This window comes from Pseudomonas sp. R1-7, assembly GCF_051132105.1.
In the GTDB taxonomy this organism is placed as follows: domain Bacteria; phylum Pseudomonadota; class Gammaproteobacteria; order Pseudomonadales; family Pseudomonadaceae; genus Aquipseudomonas.
Genome location: NZ_CP071661.1, coordinates 835,141 through 854,044 on the forward strand (window position 1 = coordinate 835,141; position 18,904 = coordinate 854,044).

Annotated in this window: 10 protein-coding genes and 1 pseudogene; 9 read left to right on the forward strand and 2 right to left on the reverse strand. The window is 59.0% G+C overall.

Features of this window, described 5'->3' with window-relative positions; translation table 11 throughout:
• Window positions 1-89: 89 nt before the first annotated feature.
• The 6 genes from J3P79_RS03715 to J3P79_RS03740 all read left to right on the forward strand — a co-directional run bounded on the left by J3P79_RS03715 (window position 90) and on the right by J3P79_RS03740 (window position 5,022).
• A complete protein-coding gene (locus J3P79_RS03715; RefSeq protein WP_045155072.1) occupies window positions 90-1,439 on the forward strand; it encodes a gluconate:H+ symporter in 1,350 nt (449 codons plus the stop codon).
• A gap of 21 nt (window positions 1,440-1,460) precedes the next feature.
• Window positions 1,461-2,321: a MurR/RpiR family transcriptional regulator gene (locus tag J3P79_RS03720; protein WP_434608263.1), complete on the forward strand. Its 861-nt coding sequence runs from the start codon at window positions 1,461-1,463 to the stop codon at window positions 2,319-2,321.
• Between the two features lies 1 nt (window position 2,322).
• The gene (locus tag J3P79_RS03725; RefSeq protein ID WP_434608265.1) at window positions 2,323-3,777 is read left to right on the forward strand and encodes an N-acyl-D-amino-acid deacylase family protein; all 1,455 of its coding nucleotides are present in this window, start codon (window positions 2,323-2,325) and stop codon (window positions 3,775-3,777) included.
• A 143-nt stretch (window positions 3,778-3,920) separates the two neighbouring features.
• Window positions 3,921-4,289, forward strand: coding sequence for a glyoxalase superfamily protein (locus J3P79_RS03730; RefSeq protein ID WP_434608267.1), 369 nt, complete (start codon window positions 3,921-3,923; stop codon window positions 4,287-4,289).
• Window positions 4,290-4,360: 71 nt separating this feature from the next.
• A complete protein-coding gene (locus tag J3P79_RS03735) occupies window positions 4,361-4,606 on the forward strand; it encodes a FitA-like ribbon-helix-helix domain-containing protein (protein ID WP_039592371.1) in 246 nt (81 codons plus the stop codon).
• A complete protein-coding gene (locus J3P79_RS03740) occupies window positions 4,603-5,022 on the forward strand; it encodes a type II toxin-antitoxin system VapC family toxin (protein ID WP_434608270.1) in 420 nt (139 codons plus the stop codon). The genes J3P79_RS03735 and J3P79_RS03740 overlap by 4 nt, the downstream gene beginning before the upstream one ends.
• A gap of 53 nt (window positions 5,023-5,075) precedes the next feature.
• Here J3P79_RS03740 and J3P79_RS03745 read toward each other — a convergent pair whose 3' ends face one another.
• Together J3P79_RS03745 and J3P79_RS03750 are read right to left on the reverse strand one after the other, a co-directional pair.
• A complete protein-coding gene (locus tag J3P79_RS03745; RefSeq protein ID WP_434611338.1) occupies window positions 5,076-5,939 on the reverse strand; it encodes a methyl-accepting chemotaxis protein in 864 nt (287 codons plus the stop codon).
• A gap of 42 nt (window positions 5,940-5,981) precedes the next feature.
• Window positions 5,982-6,995: pseudogene (locus J3P79_RS03750) on the reverse strand (methyl-accepting chemotaxis protein); the annotation flags it as partial.
• 453 nt (window positions 6,996-7,448) lie between these two features.
• Here J3P79_RS03750 and J3P79_RS03755 point away from each other — a divergent pair.
• The 3 genes from J3P79_RS03755 to J3P79_RS03765 are packed head-to-tail and all read left to right on the forward strand — an operon-like array spanning window position 7,449 to window position 18,795.
• Window positions 7,449-9,155 (forward strand): ShlB/FhaC/HecB family hemolysin secretion/activation protein, encoded by a 1,707-nt coding sequence (locus tag J3P79_RS03755; RefSeq protein WP_434608271.1) that lies wholly within the window; start codon window positions 7,449-7,451, stop codon window positions 9,153-9,155.
• 24 nt (window positions 9,156-9,179) lie between these two features.
• Window positions 9,180-18,344 carry a hemagglutinin repeat-containing protein gene (locus J3P79_RS03760; RefSeq protein WP_434608274.1) on the forward strand — a complete coding sequence of 3,055 codons (9,165 nt, stop codon included), beginning with the start codon at window positions 9,180-9,182 and terminating at the stop codon, window positions 18,342-18,344.
• Window positions 18,334-18,795 (forward strand): Imm6 family immunity protein, encoded by a 462-nt coding sequence (locus J3P79_RS03765; RefSeq protein ID WP_434608277.1) that lies wholly within the window; start codon window positions 18,334-18,336, stop codon window positions 18,793-18,795. The genes J3P79_RS03760 and J3P79_RS03765 overlap by 11 nt, the downstream gene beginning before the upstream one ends.
• Window positions 18,796-18,904 lie beyond the last annotated feature (109 nt).

The following is an 18,904-nucleotide window of genomic DNA, read 5'->3' on the forward strand; positions in this document are numbered from 1 at the left end:
AATTACTTTCAGTGGGTTTGAAGATTTCTAGTCGAAATGATTTATGAGTTTCACAACACATCGACGTGACCCCATTCGAGGAGTAACGCATGGCACCTGCTTTCGGATATTGGCTATTGGTCTACGCGGCAATCGCCATCATTGCGCTGATCGTCCTGATCGCGCGCTACCGGCTCAATCCGTTCATCGTGATTACCCTGGTCTCCATTGGCCTGGCGCTGCTGGCCGGGATGCCGCCCTCGGGCGTGGTGGGGGCGTACGAGGCGGGTGTCGGCAAGACGTTGGGGCACATCGCGCTGGTGGTGGCCTTGGGCACGATGCTGGGCAAGATGATGGCCGAATCCGGCGGGGCCGAGCGCATGGCGCAGACGCTGATCGAACGCTTCGGCGAGCGCAACGCCCATTGGGCAATGGTCTGCATCGCATTCCTGGTCGGCTTGCCGCTGTTCTTCGAAGTCGGTTTTGTGCTGCTGGTGCCCATCGCGTTCACCATCGCCCGGCGTGTGGGCGTGTCGATCCTGATGGTGGGACTGCCGATGGTCGCCGGGCTTTCGGTGGTCCATGCGCTGGTGCCGCCGCACCCGGCGGCGATGCTCGCGGTGCAGGCGTTCCAGGCCTCGGTGGGGCAGACGTTGCTGTATGCGATCCTGATTGGCATTCCCACCGCGATTATTGCAGGCCCCTTGTACGCCAAGTTCATCGTGCCGCGCATTCAGCTGCCTGCTGAAAACCCGCTGGAGCGGCAATTTCTCGATCGCGAACCACGGGCAAACCTACCGGGTTTCGGCGTGACCCTGGGGACCATCCTGCTGCCGGTGATCTTGATGCTGATCGGCGGCTGGGCCAATCTGATCTCGACGCCGGGCAGCGGTTTTAATCAATTCTTGCTGTTCATCGGCAACTCGGTGATCGCCTTGTTGTTGGCAACCATCCTCAGTTTCTGGACCCTCGGCCTGGCCCAGGGCTTCAACCGGGAATCGATCCTCAAGTTCACCAACGAATGCCTGGCACCGACCGCCAGCATCACCTTGCTGGTGGGCGCTGGCGGCGGTTTGAACCGGATCCTGGTGGACGCCGGGGTCACGCAACAGATCGTCGGCCTGGCGCAGGAATTCCAGCTGTCGCCGCTGGTCATGGGCTGGTTGTTCGCCGCACTCATGCGCGTCGCCACGGGATCGGCCACGGTGGCGATGACCACGGCCTCGGGCATCGTCGCGCCTGTGGCGATCGGCCTGGGTTATCCCCATCCCGAGTTGCTGGTCCTGGCGACCGGGGCCGGGTCGGTTATCTTTTCCCACGTCAACGACGGCGGCTTCTGGCTGATCAAGGAATACTTCAATATGACCGTCACGCAAACGTTCAAGACCTGGACGGTGCTCGAGACGTTGATATCCCTGGTCGCGTTTGCCCTGACCCTCGGGCTTGCGCGCGTGCTTTGACCGCCACTGCAAGGAGCCGTCATGGACATCCTCTACCAGATCCGCTCCCGCCAGGATTCCTTCAGCGCCGGTGAAGGAAGAATCGCCCGGCTGATGCTCGACGACGTAGGCTTTGCCGCCTCTGCCAGCCTGGAAGAGTTGGCCCAGCGCGCGGAAGTCAGCAGCGCCACCCTGTCGCGCTTCGCCCGTACTGTCGGTTGCCGTGACCTGCGGGACCTGCGGCTGCAACTGGCCCAGGCAAGCGGTGTTGGCAGCCGTTTCCTCGACCCGACCGGCGCGCCGGAACAGTCGGCGTTCTACGGACAGATCGTCGGCGATATCGAGACGACGTTGCGCCAGCATCTGTCGGGCTTCGAAGAGTCGCGATTCGGCGATGCCGTGCGGATGATTGGCAAGGCGCGGATGATCCATGCGTTCGGCCTTGGTGGCTGGTCGGCGCTGTGCGGCGAGGAACTGCAGGTGCGGCTGGTGCGTTTTGGCTACCCGATTGCCGCCTGCCGCGACCCGGTGATGATGCGCATCACCGCCACCTCGCTGAGCGACCAGCACCTGGTTGTCGCCTGTTCCCTGACCGGGATCACGCTGGAGTTGTTGAGTGCAGTTGAGCTGGCCCGCAGCTACGGCGCGGCGATCCTGGCCATCACCCGCGCCGACTCGCCACTGGCCCGACTGGCCGACTGCGTGCTGCCCTTGCAAAGCGCCGAAACTTCTTTCATCTACAAACCCACGGCGGCGCGCTACGGCATGCTGCTGGCCATCGACGTGCTCGCCACCGAACTGGCGCTGGCCCATCCCGAAGACAATCAAGAGCGTCTGCGGCGGGTCAAACTCGCCCTCGACGATTACCGCGGCGGCGACGATCACTTGCCGCTGGGAGACTGACATGCTGTACGACACGCTTATCCGCAATGCGCTGGTCATCGATGGCCGCGACACACCCGGCTACCGCGCCGACATAGCGATCCACGGCGGTCGCATCGAACGCATCGGCGAGTTGCACGGTGCCGGGGCGGTCACAGAAATCGATGCCGCCGGCCGCGTGCTTGCTCCAGGGTTTATCGATGTGCACACCCACGACGACACGGTGGTCATTCGCCAACCGCAGATGCTGCCCAAGCTCAGCCAGGGCGTGACCACGGTCATCGTCGGCAACTGCGGCATCAGCGCTGCACCAGTGAGCTTACGGGGCGATCCGCCGGACCCGATGAATTTGCTTGGCCCATCCGAGGCGTTCGCCTACCCGCGTTTCGCCGATTATCGCCGGGCGGTAGAAACAGCGACGCCGGCGGTCAATGTGGCCGCGTTGGTCGGGCACACGGCGTTGCGCAGCAATCACATGGACGATTTGTTGCGCACGGCCTCGGTGGGAGAAATCGCCGCCATGCGTCGGCAACTGCGCGAAAGCCTGGAGGACGGTGCGCTGGGCCTGTCGACCGGCCTGGCCTACGCCAACGCTTTTTCTGCGTCCACCGACGAGGTCATGCAACTGACCGAAGAGTTGGTAGCGTTCGGCGCGGTCTACACCACCCATTTGCGCAGTGAATTCGAGCCGGTGCTCGAAGCGATGGACGAGGCATTCCAGATTGGTCGACATGCCCAAAGCCCGGTGATCATTTCCCACCTCAAATGTGCGGGTGCCGGTAACTGGGGGCGTAGCCCGCAGGTGCTGGCGGCGTTGGAAAACGCGGCCAAAACCCATCCGGTCGGCTGTGACTGCTATCCCTACGCGGCCAGCTCCTCGACCCTGGACCTCAAGCAAGTGACCGATGCCCATCGCATCACCATTACTTGGTCGACACCGCATCCGCACATGGGCGGTCGAGACCTGACGGACATCGCCGCTGAATGGGACGTGTCGCTTCAGGAAGCGGCCCGTCGCCTACAGCCGGCAGGCGCGGTGTACTACGGCATGGATGAAAGCGACGTAAGACGAATCCTCGCGCACCCACTGTCCATGATCGGCTCCGACGGCCTACCCGAGGACCCGTTTCCCCATCCGCGTTTGTGGGGCGCTTTCCCACGGGTGCTGGGACATTTCAGTCGAGACGTTGGGCTTTTTCCTGTGCACACCGCCGTGCACAAAATGACCGGTCTTTCCGCGGGGCGTTTTGGCCTGAAGGACCGGGGTGAAATCCGTGAAGGACACTGGGCGGACCTGGTCTTGTTCAATCCACAAACCGTTTGCGACGTGGCCGATTTCAACGAACCTCAACGGGCTGCAAGAGGAATTGACGGTGTGTGGGTCAACGGTGTCCTGAGCTATTGCGACGGTCAGGCGAACGGACATCGGGCAGGATGCTTCCTGGCGCGCGACGGCGATCTGCGTCGGGGGTTTTAGTCCATTCAATGACGTGTAAGCGATTGATAGTGTGTTAATTGGCGTCACAATAATGGCATTGCGACACTAAAGAAGCCGGATTTAAAGCCGAAGCAGTGAGTTCAACCCATCTAAACTGGGTCTTTTCAGCCAGGGAGCAACCCATGAGCTTCGGTAAAACCACCCCGATCCTGCGGATCTTCGATGAGACCAAGGCGTTGGCGTTCTATGTCGACTTCCTGGGCTTTACCGTCGACTGGCAACACCGCTTCGGTGATGACTTTCCGCTGTACCTGCAAGTCTCCCGTGGTGACTGCGTGCTGCACCTGTCCGAGCACCATGGCGATTGCACGCCGGGCTCGGCGCTGCGAATCGAGACAGATGAATTGGAAGCCTTCCAACAGCAATTGATCGCCAAGCAATACCGTTACGCCCATCCACAGATCCAGGCCATGCCGTGGGGAAGCCAGGACATGACCGTGATGGATCCGTTCGGGAATCGGTTGGTGTTTACCAATGCGATTAGTGTGTAACGGCGGCTGGACAATTCGACGACTCGTCGACTAATCTTGCGATCAATGATTTCATTGATTGCGGTGGCGCTATGGCTAGTATCACGATTCGAAATCTAGATGATCAAATAAAAGAGCAACTGCGTATCGCTGCGGCTCACAATGGCCATTCAATGGAGGAAGAGGCTCGTCTTATCCTGGGGCGCGCACTGGCCACGGTTAATTCTGCGGGAGGATTGGGAAGTCGTATTCGAAACAGGTTCCGGGCCCTGGGGGGCGTTGAGCTTGACCTACCGTCCCGTGACGAAAAAGCAAAGGCGGTGGATTTCTCTGAATGATAATCCTCGATACCAATGTGATTTCCGAATTCATGCGCGTTGAGCCGGATACAAAAGTTCTGACTTGGGTCGATGCGCAGCCTGCGATGGATCTGGTCATCTGCGCTATCTCGGTAGCGGAAATTCTTCATGGTATCGCCAGGCTGCCCTTCGGCAAGCGAAAGCAGAAGCTCGAATCCCATGCGATGGCAATTTTTGAAGAGGATTTTGCCGGCAGGATTTTATCTTTTGATGCCCATGCGGCTGTTGAGTACGCAACGCTTGTTGCGTCGTGTGAGGCCAAGGGTAAGGCGGCGGGTATGGCCGATGCGCAAATAGCGGCTATTTGCCGGACTCACGGCGCTCCGATTGCCACGCGCAATACAAGAGACTTCGAGTTTCCTGGAATTGAAGTGATCAATCCCTGGAACGCTTGAGCTGCATCGCTATGCAAAACGCCCGTTTCCATTGGAAGCGGGCGTTTCCGTAATCAAACCCTGAAATGGCTGACCATCTGCTGCAGCTGACCACCCAAGCGCGCCAGTTCAACACTGGACGCAGCGGTCTCTTCGCTGGCGGCGGCGGTCTGTTCGGACACATCGCGCACATTGATGATGCTGCGGCTGATCTCTTCCGCCACGGCGCTCTGTTGCTCGGCGGCGGCAGCAATCTGCTGGTTCATCGACTGGATGTTCGACACCGTGCGGGTGATGTTCTCCAATGAAACGCCGGCCTTGCGGGTCAGGGCCACGCTGCTGTCGGTGAGATTGCGGCTGTTGTTCATCACTGCAGCCACTTGCTGGGTGCCGTTCTGCAACCCGGCCACCAGGCCTTCGATTTCTTCGGTGGATTTCTGCGTACGCTGGGCCAGGCCACGGACTTCGTCGGCGACGACCGCAAAGCCGCGTCCGGCTTCACCGGCGCGGGCCGCTTCGATGGCGGCGTTGAGCGCCAGCAGGTTGGTCTGTTCGGCCACGGCCTTGATCACGTCCATCACCGCGCCGATCTTGTCGCTTTCCTGTTGCAACACAGTCATCGCATCGGTGGAGCGCACCACTTCGCTGGCCAGGCGCTCGATCTGGGCGATGGCTTCGCTGACCACCTGATCGCCATCACGGGCTTCGCCGTCGGCGGCGGCCGCGGCTTGGGAGGCCTCTTCGGCGTTGCGGGCAACTTCCTGGACCGTGGCGGTCATCTCATGCATGGCGGTCGCGACCTGGTCGGTCTCGACTTTCTGGCTGTTGACCCCGGCACTGGTCTGCTCGGTCACGGCGGACAATTCTTCGGCGGCGCTGGCGATCTGGGTCACGCCATCGCGGATCCCGCTGATCAGGTCGCGCAAGGTCACGCCCATGCGAGCGATGCCCTGCTGCAGGACACCGAGCTCATCGCGACGGGTGACGATGACGTTCTGCGAAAGGTCGCCACCGGCGATGCGTTCGACCACCGCCAGGGTTTCACGCAATGGGCGAGTGATCTGGCGAGTGATGACCACGGCGGCAATGATGCCCACCAACAAAGCCAGCAATGTGCTGACCAATTGCAGCGTGCGGGCCTGGGCGCTTTCAGCGTCGCGACGGTCGAGTTGGATCTGGTACAGCTGCTCGCTCAGGGAAACGATGGTCGCGCCTTGGTCGGTCATTTCCTTGCGGGCCTGTACGACGTCAGCCGTGGCCAATTTGAAGGCCTGCACGGCGCTGCGGTATTGGACCAGGGTCGACTCCAGCTGGCGCAGCTCACCTTGACGGGTGCTGGCGAAATGTTCATCGAGCGGCTTCAGCGAGGCGATGGCGGCATCCAGTTGAGCGAAGGCCTTGCGTTCGGTATCGGCGTTGGGGATGGCGGTATAGCCGCGCACTTCATAGCGGGCCAGCATGAACGCCTGCTTGGCCTGGGTGATGGCCTGGAACTGGGCGAAGCGCTCGTCACTGATTGCCAATTGCTTTACATCGGAATCGATGGCTTCGATCAGCTTGTAGGCTGCCTCGGCGTTCGTGCCCATGACGTCACGCGCGGCGTTGCCAGTGCGGTAGGCGCTGCGCATTTTGTTCAGCGACACCTGGTAGGCACCGATGACCGCGCTCTGCTCCTTGAGCAGCTTGACGTTTGCCGGGCTCTTGAAGCTGCTGAGCAGGGCATTTTGTTGTGCGATGAAACCATCGAGGGTGGTCTGCACATTTTGTGCGACGGTCTCGTCACCGTTGGCCAGCATGTATTGCAGGCGAACGACGCGCAGCTTGGTCAGGCCGGCGTTGAGCTGAGTGATGTCGCTCATCCAATTACTGCGGTCGATCAAACCGCCCAGGCTGGTCCAACTGGTGAGGGCCAGGAGACAAGTCAGTACCAGCACCAGGCCGAAGCCCAGGCCCAGTTTCATATTGACGCTAATGTTGCCAAACCAGCTATTCATCAAATTCCTCCAGGAACGTTGCACTGCTTATCGTCGGTTGGCTGGAAGATTGTTGTTGTTAAGAGCCAGCAAAAACGTTTAACGGAGCTGTATCGGCGGCGGGCCCTGAATCTGAAAATTTTTTTATCGGGACGAAAAATGACAGGCAAAAAAAAGCCCGCGGGAGAGCGGGCTAAAACCTTAGTTTCTTGAATGAGCGAGGGGACTGTATCGGATTGCATGAAGGCGTGGGGTGAAGAAAAGTTCATGCGGTTCAGCTTGTTGCTCTTCTCGAAAAGTATTCATCAACAAGGTGATTTCGGGCGCGTCCTGTGAGGCACGTCTCTTTTTTGAGTCAAAAAGTGTCCGATTTCTGAACCGAAAGCGATCTGCAAGGTCTGGTGTGCGCGCAGAAGGCTGTCCGATTTGGCCTGCGCCGCAATTTTGCTGTCGTTTTGTATCGAGGGATCGAAGATGTCCGTGTATGCCTTAGGGACAAGGCTTGTCGTCGCGTCGCTGTATTTTCTAGCGATGAACATTGCCGTTGCCGCGCCGACCCCCGGCGACACGGATCTGATCCGCGAGCGCCAGGACCGTCTGCTCGAAGAGCAGCGCCGACGCCTCGAACAGCTCAAAGAGTTACCGGGCAAACCCGCCACACCCCAAGCCCCCGTCGCGCCGACCGACAACCGTTGCTTCCCGATCAAGACCATCGAACTCAAGGGCGCCGATGCCCTGTCAGAGCGCGAGCGCCAACGCTTGCTCGCCCCTTACATCAATCAATGCCTGGGCGTGCCGCAGCTTAACGAACTACTCAAGACCATCACCGATGCGTACCTGGAAAAGGGCCTGGTCACGAGCCGTGCCTATTTGCCCCAACAGGACTTGTCCAGTGGGCATCTGCAGGTGCTGGTGGTCGAAGGACGGCTTGAAGGACTGAAGGGCGTCGAGGGCAGTGGCTTGTCCGAGCGCGAACTGGCCATGAGTTTTCCCGGCAAGCCCGGCGAATTGCTCAACTTGCGGGACATCGAGCAAATGGTTGATCAACTGAACCGTTTGCCGTCCAACAGCGCCCGGATGGAGCTGACGCCGGGGCAGAACATCGGCGGCAGTGAAGTGCTGGTCAACAATACCCCGCAAAAACCTTGGCGCGTCGGCCTGTCACGGCATAACGATGGGCAAAAGAGTACGGGCGAGCAGCAATGGGCTACCGCCTTCGATTGGGACAGTCCCTTGGGCCTGGCCGATCAACTGGCCCTGCGCGGTGGCCACGATGCCATCAGCGATCATCAGAAGACTTCCCGCAATGCCATGCTCTATTACAACCTGCCCTTTGGCTGGTGGAACCTGAGCTACACCTACAGCGAAAGCGAGTATCGCGCGCTGGGCCAGGCCAACAATTTCAACTTCAAGCAGACTGGCGACAGCCAGAACCATCAGTTGCGCCTGGAGCGGGTGGTCCACCGTGACGCGGTGAGCAAGACCTCGCTCAGCACGGGCCTTTCCTACCTGCGTACCAACAACTTCATCGAAGACAGCAAACTCTCCGAAAGCAGCAACCGCATCAGCGAGGCCCAGTTCGGCATCAACCATGGGCGGCGGATCGGCAATGCCTTCGTCAACCTCGACCTGGGCCTGCAAAACGGTATCGGCGCCCTGGATTCCCAGGGCGACCACGGCCCTGGGCCTGGCGTGCCGGATGCGCGTTACCGCAAATACACGGCCACCCTCAGCTACCTGCAGTCCTTCGAGTTGGGCGGCGAATCTTTCAGTTTCAGCAGCCTGATGACCGGCCAGCGCAGCGAGGACGCGTTGTTCAGCCCGCAGCGCATGAGCTTGGGCGGGTTGTCCTCGATTCGCGGCTACAAGGACCAGACGCTGTCCGGCGACAGTGGCGGTTACTGGCGCAACGACCTGCGCTGGAGCCGTCCGGTGACGCTGCAATGGCTGCGCCCGGTGTTCGCCGAGTACGGCACCAGCCTCGGTTACGACCAGGGCGTCATTCGGGGCGATCGCTACAACGGCGACCAGCATGGGCGCATGTCGAGCAATTCGCTGGAGCTGTTCGCCCGCGGTGAGCACCTGAGCGCCAGCGTCACCTTCGCCCACTCCCTGGAACGTCCGGACGCCCTGACCGAGCGCGAAGCGCCGATCTATTTCCGCGTGGATGTATCCATCTAATCCTGTTTGCAACGAGACCCGATCATGGACGAACGCCAATGCGCCTTCCTGGCCCGCCAGCCCTCTGCTGCCCTGAAAAACCGCGAGCGGTTCCTAGGCATGCCCAAGCGTGGCCTGGCGTTCCTGTTGGCCAACGTCATGTTCTGGCAACCGCTGTGGGCTCAGGCCGACGGTATCGTGGTCAGCGCGCCGGGCACCAGTCTCGGTCAGGCGGGCAACGGTGTGCCCGTGGTCAACATTGCCAAGCCCAACGGCAGCGGGCTGTCGCATAACCAGTTCAAGGACTACAACGTCGGCAGCAACGGCGTGATCCTCAACAACGCCACCAACCCCGCCCAGGCCACGCAACTGGGCGGGATCATCCTCGGTAATCCGAACCTCAAGGGCTCGGCCGCCAAGACCATCCTCAACGAGGTCAACGGCGGCAACCCCAGCCAGCTGCGTGGCTACACCGAAGTGGCGGGGCAATCGGCACACGTCATCGTCGCCAACCCTCATGGCATCACGTGCAACGGATGCGGTTTTATCAATACGCCGAGGGCGACGCTGACGACGGGCAAGCCGATCATCGAGAACGGCCAGTTGAACCGCTACCAAGTGGATCAGGGCAGCGTGGCCATTGAAGGCGCGGGCCTTAACGCCAGCAACGTCGACCGTTTTGAGATCATTACCCGCAGCGCCAAGATCAACGCCGAGATCCAGGCCAAGAACCTGACCATTGTTGCCGGGCGCAACGACGTCAACGCCGACACCCTCGACGCCACCGCCCGCGCCGATGACGGCAGCGCCAGGCCGGAACTGGCGATCGACTCCTCGGCGCTGGGTGGCATGTATGCAGGCGCTATCAAACTGGTGGGCACCGAAGCGGGTGTCGGGGTGAAGCTGGACGGCAAGATGGTCGCCAGCGGCGGTGATATCCAGCTCGATGCCAATGGGCATTTGAGCCTGGCCGAGACGGCGGCTGCCGGAGCGGTCGATATCCAGGCCAAAAGCCTCGAAGCCCGGGAGCACGTGTACGCCGGAAGCCGACTCGAAGTTAAGACCCAAGGTGACCTGAGCAGCCAGAAAAACCTGGTGGCGCGCGACAGCATTCATCTGGACAGCGGCGGCACGCTGACCAACAACGGCATTGTCGAGGCCGGGGTCAATGCCGATAACAGCCGCAACACCACGGGTGATGTCACCCTCACCGCCAAGCAGTTGAACAACGCTGGCAAAACCGTCATCGCCAGTCGCGACCTGAATGTCACGACCACCGCTGCGCTGAATAACCAGGGCGGCACGCTCAGTGGGCAGGGCAAGACCACCGTCACCGGCAACGTTGTGGATAACCGCAATAAAGGCCGGATCCTGGGTAACACCGAACTGCACCTGAGCGCCGATCAAGTCCTCAACAGCCAGGGCGGCCTGATCAATAGCCAGGGCCTGCTGACGGCCAACCTGGGCCATCTGGAAAACAATGCCGGTGAACTGTCGAGCCTGAACAGCGCGACCCTGGTCCTCGGCAGCCTGGACAACCTGACCGGCCTGGTCATGGCCGGCAACAACCTCGACATCACCAACACGGGGGCGATCAACAACCAGGGCGGCGAGCTTTCCAGCCAAGGCGTCATGAGCGTGCGCACCGGCAGTCTGGACAACAGCAACAAAGGCACCGTGGCCACCAATGGCAAGTTGCTGGTCACCGCCACCGGCGCGGTCAACAACGCCGAAAAAGGCCTGATCGCCAGCCGTACTGCCGAGGTCGAGTTCGATGCTGCCAGTCTGAATAACGCCAAGGGCACGCTGCAAGGCGAGGGCCTGGTCACCGTGGATGTATCCGGCGACATCGATAACCAGGGTGGCAGCATCATCGCCAAGGACGCCAAGCTAAGTGTCTTCGCCACCAACCTGGACAACCGTGGCGGCGTGCTGTCCAGCGTCAAGGCGGCGCTGGAGGCGCGGGCCACCGGTGTGCTGAAAAACGGCTACGACGTGAACCGCCAGGGCGGCACGATCCAGGCTCAAGGACTCAACATCCGAGCCTTGGCTGGGCTGTTCAACGACGGCGGACGCATCGCTGCGCAAGCCGGCGATGTCGTGGTCACCAACGCGACGGCGGATATCAACAATCGCAACGGCGGGATATACGCCACGGGCAAGGTCTGGGTCACTGGCCGGGGCCTGGACAACAGCGGCGGCGGGCAGGTCAGCGCCAGTCGCATCGACTTTGACCTTTCGGGTGCGCTGAACAACAACGCGGGCATCATCGAAAGCCGGGACAGCCTGGATATTCTGGCCGCCAGCTTGAGTAACCTGAAAGGCCAACTGCGCACCCTGGGCCAGAACAGCACCACGGTGTTCAACATCGGTGGCCTGTTCGATAACAACGACGGCACCCTCGAAACCGCCAGTAATGATGTGGGCTTCAACACCGGCAGCGTCCAGAACGTGGGTGGCAAGCTGTTGCACACCGGCCTGGGACTGTTTGGTATCAGCCAGGCCAACCTGGGCCAGGCCGGCGGTCAGCTGGTGACCTATGGCAACCTGACGGTGACGGCTGATCGCTGGACCAACACCACCGCGATCCAGGCCGGGCACCTGGTCATCGACGTCGACCAGTTGACCCAGACCGCTACGGGCCAGTTGCTCAGCACTGATGGCATGGAGGGCCGTGGCAACAATTGGCGTGTAGACGGCCTGATCGGCAGCGATGGGGCAATTGACCTGCAACTGACCGGCGCCTATACAGGCAACGGTCGCTTGAGCAGTCTCGGCACCTTGGGGCTCAAGGCCGCGCTGATCGATCTGGAGCAAGGCGGCAGCATCGCTGGCGGTGGCAACACAACCGTCGTGGTCGATGGCGTCCTCAACAGCTACGGTCGCCTGACCTCGGCGGCGGACCTGAATGTCACAGCCGCCACGCTCAACAACTACGGCACGCTGGGCAGTGCCGGCGCGCTCGGCGTATCCACCGGCGACTTGCTCAACGAACACGGATTGATCTTCAGCGGCGGCAATACCAGCCTGCGCGTGAACAGCCTGACCAACCGCTATGCCGATATCTATAGCATCGGTGATCTGAACATCGATCGCGACGGCCTCGGCACCCGTGCCAGCCGCATCCTCAACAGCTCCGGCACGCTGCAGAGCGACGGCAACATGCGCTTGGCGGCCAGCACTATCGAGAACGTGCGCGAGATCTTGACCACCCACGACGCAGGCATCTACACCGCCTCGATCAGGGAAGTGGCCTGCATCGAAGGGTACAACGCCGGGGATTGCAGCGGCGGCAAGGAAAACCACGTCTGGCAGATCATCCAGCGCGACAAGTTCGAAGTCACCGCGGCCAGCGCGGCTTCCAGTATCACCACCGGCGGCAACCTGGATATCCAGGGCGACACCCTGACCAATCGGAGCAGCAGCATCGGCGCCGGCGGCGCATTGACCGCCAACCTCGTCAGCCTGGACAACATCGGCATCGAGACCGGCGAGATTGAAACCTCGCGCACCTTCAGGTCCGAACGCACGCGTAATCCAGGACACTGGCGCTCTGCCGCAGATGACTTCACCAATAAATACTGGATTACAAGCCCAGATTACGATCCCAATAAGCTGACCGGCCTTGAAGCTGCGATGAGCACTTTCATCGGCATGACCGAACACGAGTTGACCCAGTTTGGCACTCAAACAGCCACCACTGATAACCAGACCTATGCTGCGATCATCCAGGCCGGCGGAGCCGTGGATGTCCGTATCCAGGGCGAAGCCGACAGCCGTGTCGTGCGCGGCGGTTACAATTATGTTGGTGCCGGACCGCGTACCGACACGGACGCTGACAATGTTTTCTCGACCCGCATCAACATCAATCGGCAACTCCCGCCGAGCCTGACCCAGCAACAGGTCGATCCACTGGCCCTGCCGGGCTTCGACTTGCCCACCGGGCAAAACGGCCTGTTCCGCATGAGCGGCGACGGCGCCACCACGCCAACCCAAAGCACGGGGCTGACGCAAGTGCGTGGCCTGCCGGACCGCTCATTCCAGGCCAACCCGCAGAAATACCTGATCGAGACCAACCCGGCGCTGACCGACATGCGCCGCTTCATGAGCTCCGATTACCTGCTGACAAACCTGGGCTACGACCCGGACACCGCCGCCAAGCGCCTGGGCGACGGCTTCTACGAACAACGCCTGATTCAACAGGCGGTGATCGCCCGCACCGGCCAACGCTTCCTCGACGGCCAGAACTCCGACGACGGCATGTTCAAGTACCTGATGAACAATGCCATCGCCAGCAAGGACAGTCTCAACCTGTCCCTGGGCGTGAGCCTGACCGCCGAACAGGTTGCGGCCCTGACCCATGACATCGTCTGGATGGAAAACCGGACGGTGAATAATCAACAGGTGCTGGTGCCGGTGCTTTACCTGGCCCAGGCGAACCATCGTCTGGCGCCGAATGGTGCGCTGATTCAGGGTTCAGACGTCAGCCTGATTGCGGGTAAAAACCTGAACAATGCGGGCACCTTGCGTGCGTCCAGCAACCTGAGGGCGACGGCGGGCGACAGCTTGGTCAACAGTGGGTTGATGGAAGCGGGTGGTCGGCTGGATGCGTTGGCGAGTAATAATCTGACTAACCGGGCGGGTGGGGTTATTGCTGGGCGGGATGTCAGTGTTGTTGCCGTGGCTGGTGATTTGACCAATGAGCGAACCATTACCCGGCATGCCAGCAGCACTGGCTACAAGACTGAGCAACGCGAATTTGCTGACAACGCGGCGCGGATTGAGGCGAGTCATGACCTGAGCGCGGGCGCTGGGCGGGATATCGCCAATGTTGGTGGTGTGCTCAAGAGTGGTAACGACACTACATTGCGCGCAGCCCGAAATATGAACATCACCGCCGCCGAGCAGGTGGACAGCCATACGCAGGGCAGCAAACATCGAGACCAGACCATTACCCAGAATGGTTCTAGCGTTACGGTTGGGCGGGATCTTCAGGCCGCTGCGGGCGGTGACCTCAACGTGATAGCCAGCCAGGTCGAAGCCAAGCGGAACTTGGCCATTGTCGCTACCAAGAACTTGACCTTGGGGCCCGCGGCGAATGAACAGCATTCGTATGGCCAGAGCAAGAAGGTCAAGAGCATCGAGGATCATGTCCAGCAGGTGTCCACCACGCTCAAGGCGGGCGGGGATGCGACGCTGAGCGCGGGGCAGGATCTCACGCTGGTAGCGAGTACGGTCAACGCGGGGAATGAGGCGTACCTGGTGGCGGGTAACAACCTCGCCCTGAAGGCTGCTGCGGATCAGGACTACAGCTTCTACAGCAAGACCAAGAAGTCTTCCTCCGGGAAGAAATTCCGGCTGGATGAAACGGATAGCACCACCCAGGTGGGCAGCCTGGTCAGTTCCGGTGGCGACAGTACGCTGGTGGCGGGTGAAAACCTGCTGTTGGCAGGTAGCGCCGTGACTTCCGAGAAAGGCGCGACGAAATTGGTCGCAAGCAAGGACGTACAGATTCTTGCCGTGACCGACTCCGACAGCGCCCGACATGAGCGTAAGGAAAGCAAAAGCAGTTGGGGCGGGTTCAAGTCGAGCAAAGTCCAGGACAAGGTCGATGAGAAGCGCACGACTGCCGTGGGCAGCATGGTCTCAGGCGAGACGGTCACCGTCGCGGGCGGCCAAGATGTGAAAGTGACGGGCTCGTCCCTGGTCAGTACCGGTGATCTGGCAGTCCAGGCCGGGCGCGACCTGAACATCGATGCGGCGAAAAATACCTTCTCGCGCACTGATATGCACAAGGAAAAGAATCGCGACCTGACAGGTGTATTGACTGGTAACAAGCTGGGCCTGGATGACATGACGGGCAATCAGCATCTGTTTATCAACAGTCAGAAGCACAACGGCACGGCTACAGAAACCACGCTTACCGGCAGCACGATCGGCTCCAGTGCCGGCAATGTAACGCTTACGGCTGGGCGTGAGTTGAGTGTGGTGGCTAGTGATTTGGTCAGTACCAAGGATATGGCGCTTACCGGTTCCAACGTAACCATTACCGCAGGTGATGAAACCGCGCGGCAAACCACAGAGGACAGCTCTAAAAGCTTGGCAGTGGGTAGGGTCATCGGTGGTGCGATCGTCGACACCGCAAGGACTATTCGCGACGCGTCCAAAGCTGCGAAGAATGCCGATGACCCTCGACTCAAGGCAGTAAAAATCGCCCAGGCTGCGCTTGCGTTTTACAACCTGGGTGGCCAAGCCTCGGATGCCAACGGGCAGAGCTCCGGGTTCAAAAACAAGCAAGGCGGCACCCCCAGCAATGGCTCACTGATCAAGATCGGTACCGAGCTGGCCAATACGCGCAGCAAAAGCAGCAGCGAGTACAACAGCCTGACGGCGAAGCAAAGCACCCTTAATGCCGGTCAAGAGCTATCGATTGTTGCCACGGGGGACGCGGCGGGAACCCTGGGTGATATCCAGATAACCGGCAGCAGCCTGAAGGCTGAAAACACCTTGTTGCTGGCTAAAAATGATCTGCTGCTGAAAAGTGCACAGGACACCGTTGATCGCAAAAACGACGGGTCGAGCAACAAAACGGCCATTGGTGCCAGCTTCAACATTGGGGAGCAAAACGGCTTCACCCTCGATCTGGGGGCCCAAGGTGCGAAAAACATGGGTAACGGCAAGTCCGTCACTCAGGTCAATACCACGTTGGAAACTGGATCGCTGTTGTTGCAAAGCGGTCGCGACACAACCCTCGAAGGCGCCCAGGTCCGGGCGGACACCATCAAAGCGTCGATTGGCGGCAACCTGAATATTGTTTCTCGTCAGGACACCGAATCGTCGAAAAGCAAGCAAAGCAGTGGGGGGATCGGAGCGAGCATCTGCGTTCCGCCGTTCTGCTACGGCTCCATGGTCGCGGGTTCGGCGAATATTGCCGCCGCCAACATGAACAGTGACTACAAGGCCGTGACCGAGCAGAGCGGATTGTTCGCTGGTGCCGGTGGCTACGACATCCATGTGGGTAAAACCACGACCCTGCAGGGCGCTGTGATTGCCAGCGAAGCGTCCGCGGATAAAAACCGCCTCAGCACGGATCGCTTGCTCGTCAGCGATATCAAGAACATCAGCAATATCGAGAGCCAATCGGCGGGAATTTCCATCTCGGGCAGCAATGTTGGCGGCTCCTCGTTCGGCGGCAGCATCCCAGTAGCCCTTAAGGACAAAGATCACAGCTACACCCGCAGTGCTGTCAGCGAAGGCACGATCGTTGTTCGTAACCCCGAGGGCGCGACTGACCTGGTGGGGCTGAACCGCGATACCGTCAACGCCAATCAGAAGCTGGACAAGCCTGATGAAGAGGCCATGCAGGAGCGTATCGACCTGATTCAAAGCTCGGCGCAACTGGCCAGCGGTGTTATCAGCACGGTCGCTAAGGCTAAGGCGGATGAGGCCAAGAGGCTTGGGCAGGAGGCAAAGGCACAATCAGACGCGGGGATGTCTGGCGCCGCCGATACAGCACGTGCAGCTGATGCGGCTTATGCAGAAGCCAAGCGCTGGCAGTTTGGCGGCGATAAAAAAATGATGGCCGATATCGCCTCTGGATTAATCGCCGCAGGCCTTGGTGGCGCTCCGGCCGGTACAACGGTAGGCATCGTTGCCAATACGGCTTCTAGCGATATCTTCAAGAGAATTGGTGATTACGCGGAGGCGCAAGCCAAAAACCCGAAATCCGACGCTGCGACTAGATCGGCTTGGGCAGAAGGTGGGGCTGCACGGGTGACGCTACATGCGCTGGCAGGTGCGGCGATTGGGTTATCTAGTGGCAGCGTGCAGAGCGGTGCGTTGGGGGCGGGAGCGTCGGCTGCATTAATGCCGGCAATTGGGGACGCGTTGCGAAGCAGCGGGATGTCGGAGATTGATCAGGAAACTATCGGTTCTTTGATTGCGACTGGGATAGGGGCTGGCGCCGGCTCAGGGAAAGGAGTGAGCGGTTCTTCGGTTGCCGCTGGGACTAGTTACGGCGTGGAAGTTTTTAACCGACAATTACACTTGACCCAAGAAGTCCCGATTCTGAAGAGGAAAGCGGAAGAGTTGGAGAAAACCCGCGGTAAGCCGAAATCGGATGCGCTGTGGGAAGACTTGCTACGTATGGCTGCTGGATCGAATGTCGATGCAGTCGAGAAAGCCCGTTTGGATGGGCTGCAAGAAAAGTGGGGTAACGACCCAACGCGCGATTGGCTCGATAGGGATCTGGCAATCGCAAAAGATGTTATTCAAGAGTTGGCAGACCAAAAAATTCCATTAACGTGGAAAGATGGCACGCCTATTATTGCCAATGGTTCTGTTGTTTATGCCTTTGGCTCGACCAAGGAGCAGTTTGAAGACACCAGCTTGTTTAATGGTACTGGGTCAGGCCTTTATGGCGAGTTGCGCTTGTCAGACAAGTGGAGTCAGTATGGCCGTGAGCAAGCAGATAATCACGCAACAGAAATTATTAATATCTCTACCAACGACGTCGCTTCGAAAGATGCAATGTCGAGATTGTTAGTTTTAGCAAGAAAATCTGCGGAGCCAGATACAACTGTTGACGATGTCCTTTTGTCCTTGACGGGGGTGCGTGCTGGTAAAGCTATCTCAGAGATAGCTGCGAAATTACTGGCAAAAAGGCAGGCGGCGAAGGACACCGGAAAGTTTTTTGAAATTGCTACTGTTGATGATCTGGCTATAGTGAGAACCAAATATAATTTACCAGAGGGAGATACGATTGGGGTCGCTAGAACAGATATTCCCGGTTTTGAGTCGGAGGTTATTGAAGGCCTCTCACCTGTACTCCGTCGAAACGCCGGTTTACCAAGTCTTGATGACTTGTATGGTAAAGAAAGGTTGATCAAGTCTCCATATAACAACCCTCTCTTCACCCGGCATGCGGAAGAAGACTTGTTTAACAATGTGGCTAATAAAATAGAAAGGCAAGGTCTAACATCTGCTCAGTTAAATGGTCGAGTTGTGGACGTAAAAATTTCTAATGCGAGTGGTATTTGCAATAAATGTAGCGCCGGGTTGGTAGGTAATACTGATTTGAATGGCGTTGTCAAACAGTTCAGCGAGCGCTATCCTACTTTGCTTTTGAGGGTGACCGCAGAAGGTGGGTCAGCAATGCCAAATCGTCTAACTGTATTGGTTAAGGGGGGGCGAGTAGTCAATGGACAATAAAGAGGCTATCGATCTTATTGGTGGAATGATGTGGACCAAGAAGGCCGCAGTTTTTCTTCTGGTACTTGATCATGTTTTAAGTAATTTGGAGTCGGCGGTTGTAACGCATAGTAAATGTAAAGAGGCAGTTGAGCTGTGCTGGGTGTGGCTGTCTGATCACAGTGTCAGTGCTGATAGATTGGCGTATTTTCTGGACTCAGATGAAATGCAAAATGGCCCCTTGGCAGAGCATAATTTCAAATCCGAAAGTTTAGAACAAGATAGTTTGATCCTAATAATGTTGGTTGTCGGTTTTTTTGCCCATCAAGCTTATAAGGTTTCAGGGCAGCAGAAAAAAATGTCCGCTTCAGTATGCGAAGCGGACGAGGGCGCGGCAGAGTATATTGTTGATTATATTGATAAGGTGGGTTTAATTAATATATTGAGCGTTTATTTGTCCGCCAATGGTTAGAGAACGGGTATGGCGACAGGCTAGGCTTTTGATCTGTGCGGTAATGTTTTTTCGATAGGATGTGGTTTGCAGCTGTTTGTCCGTAGCATGAGAGCTACTGATTAATAGG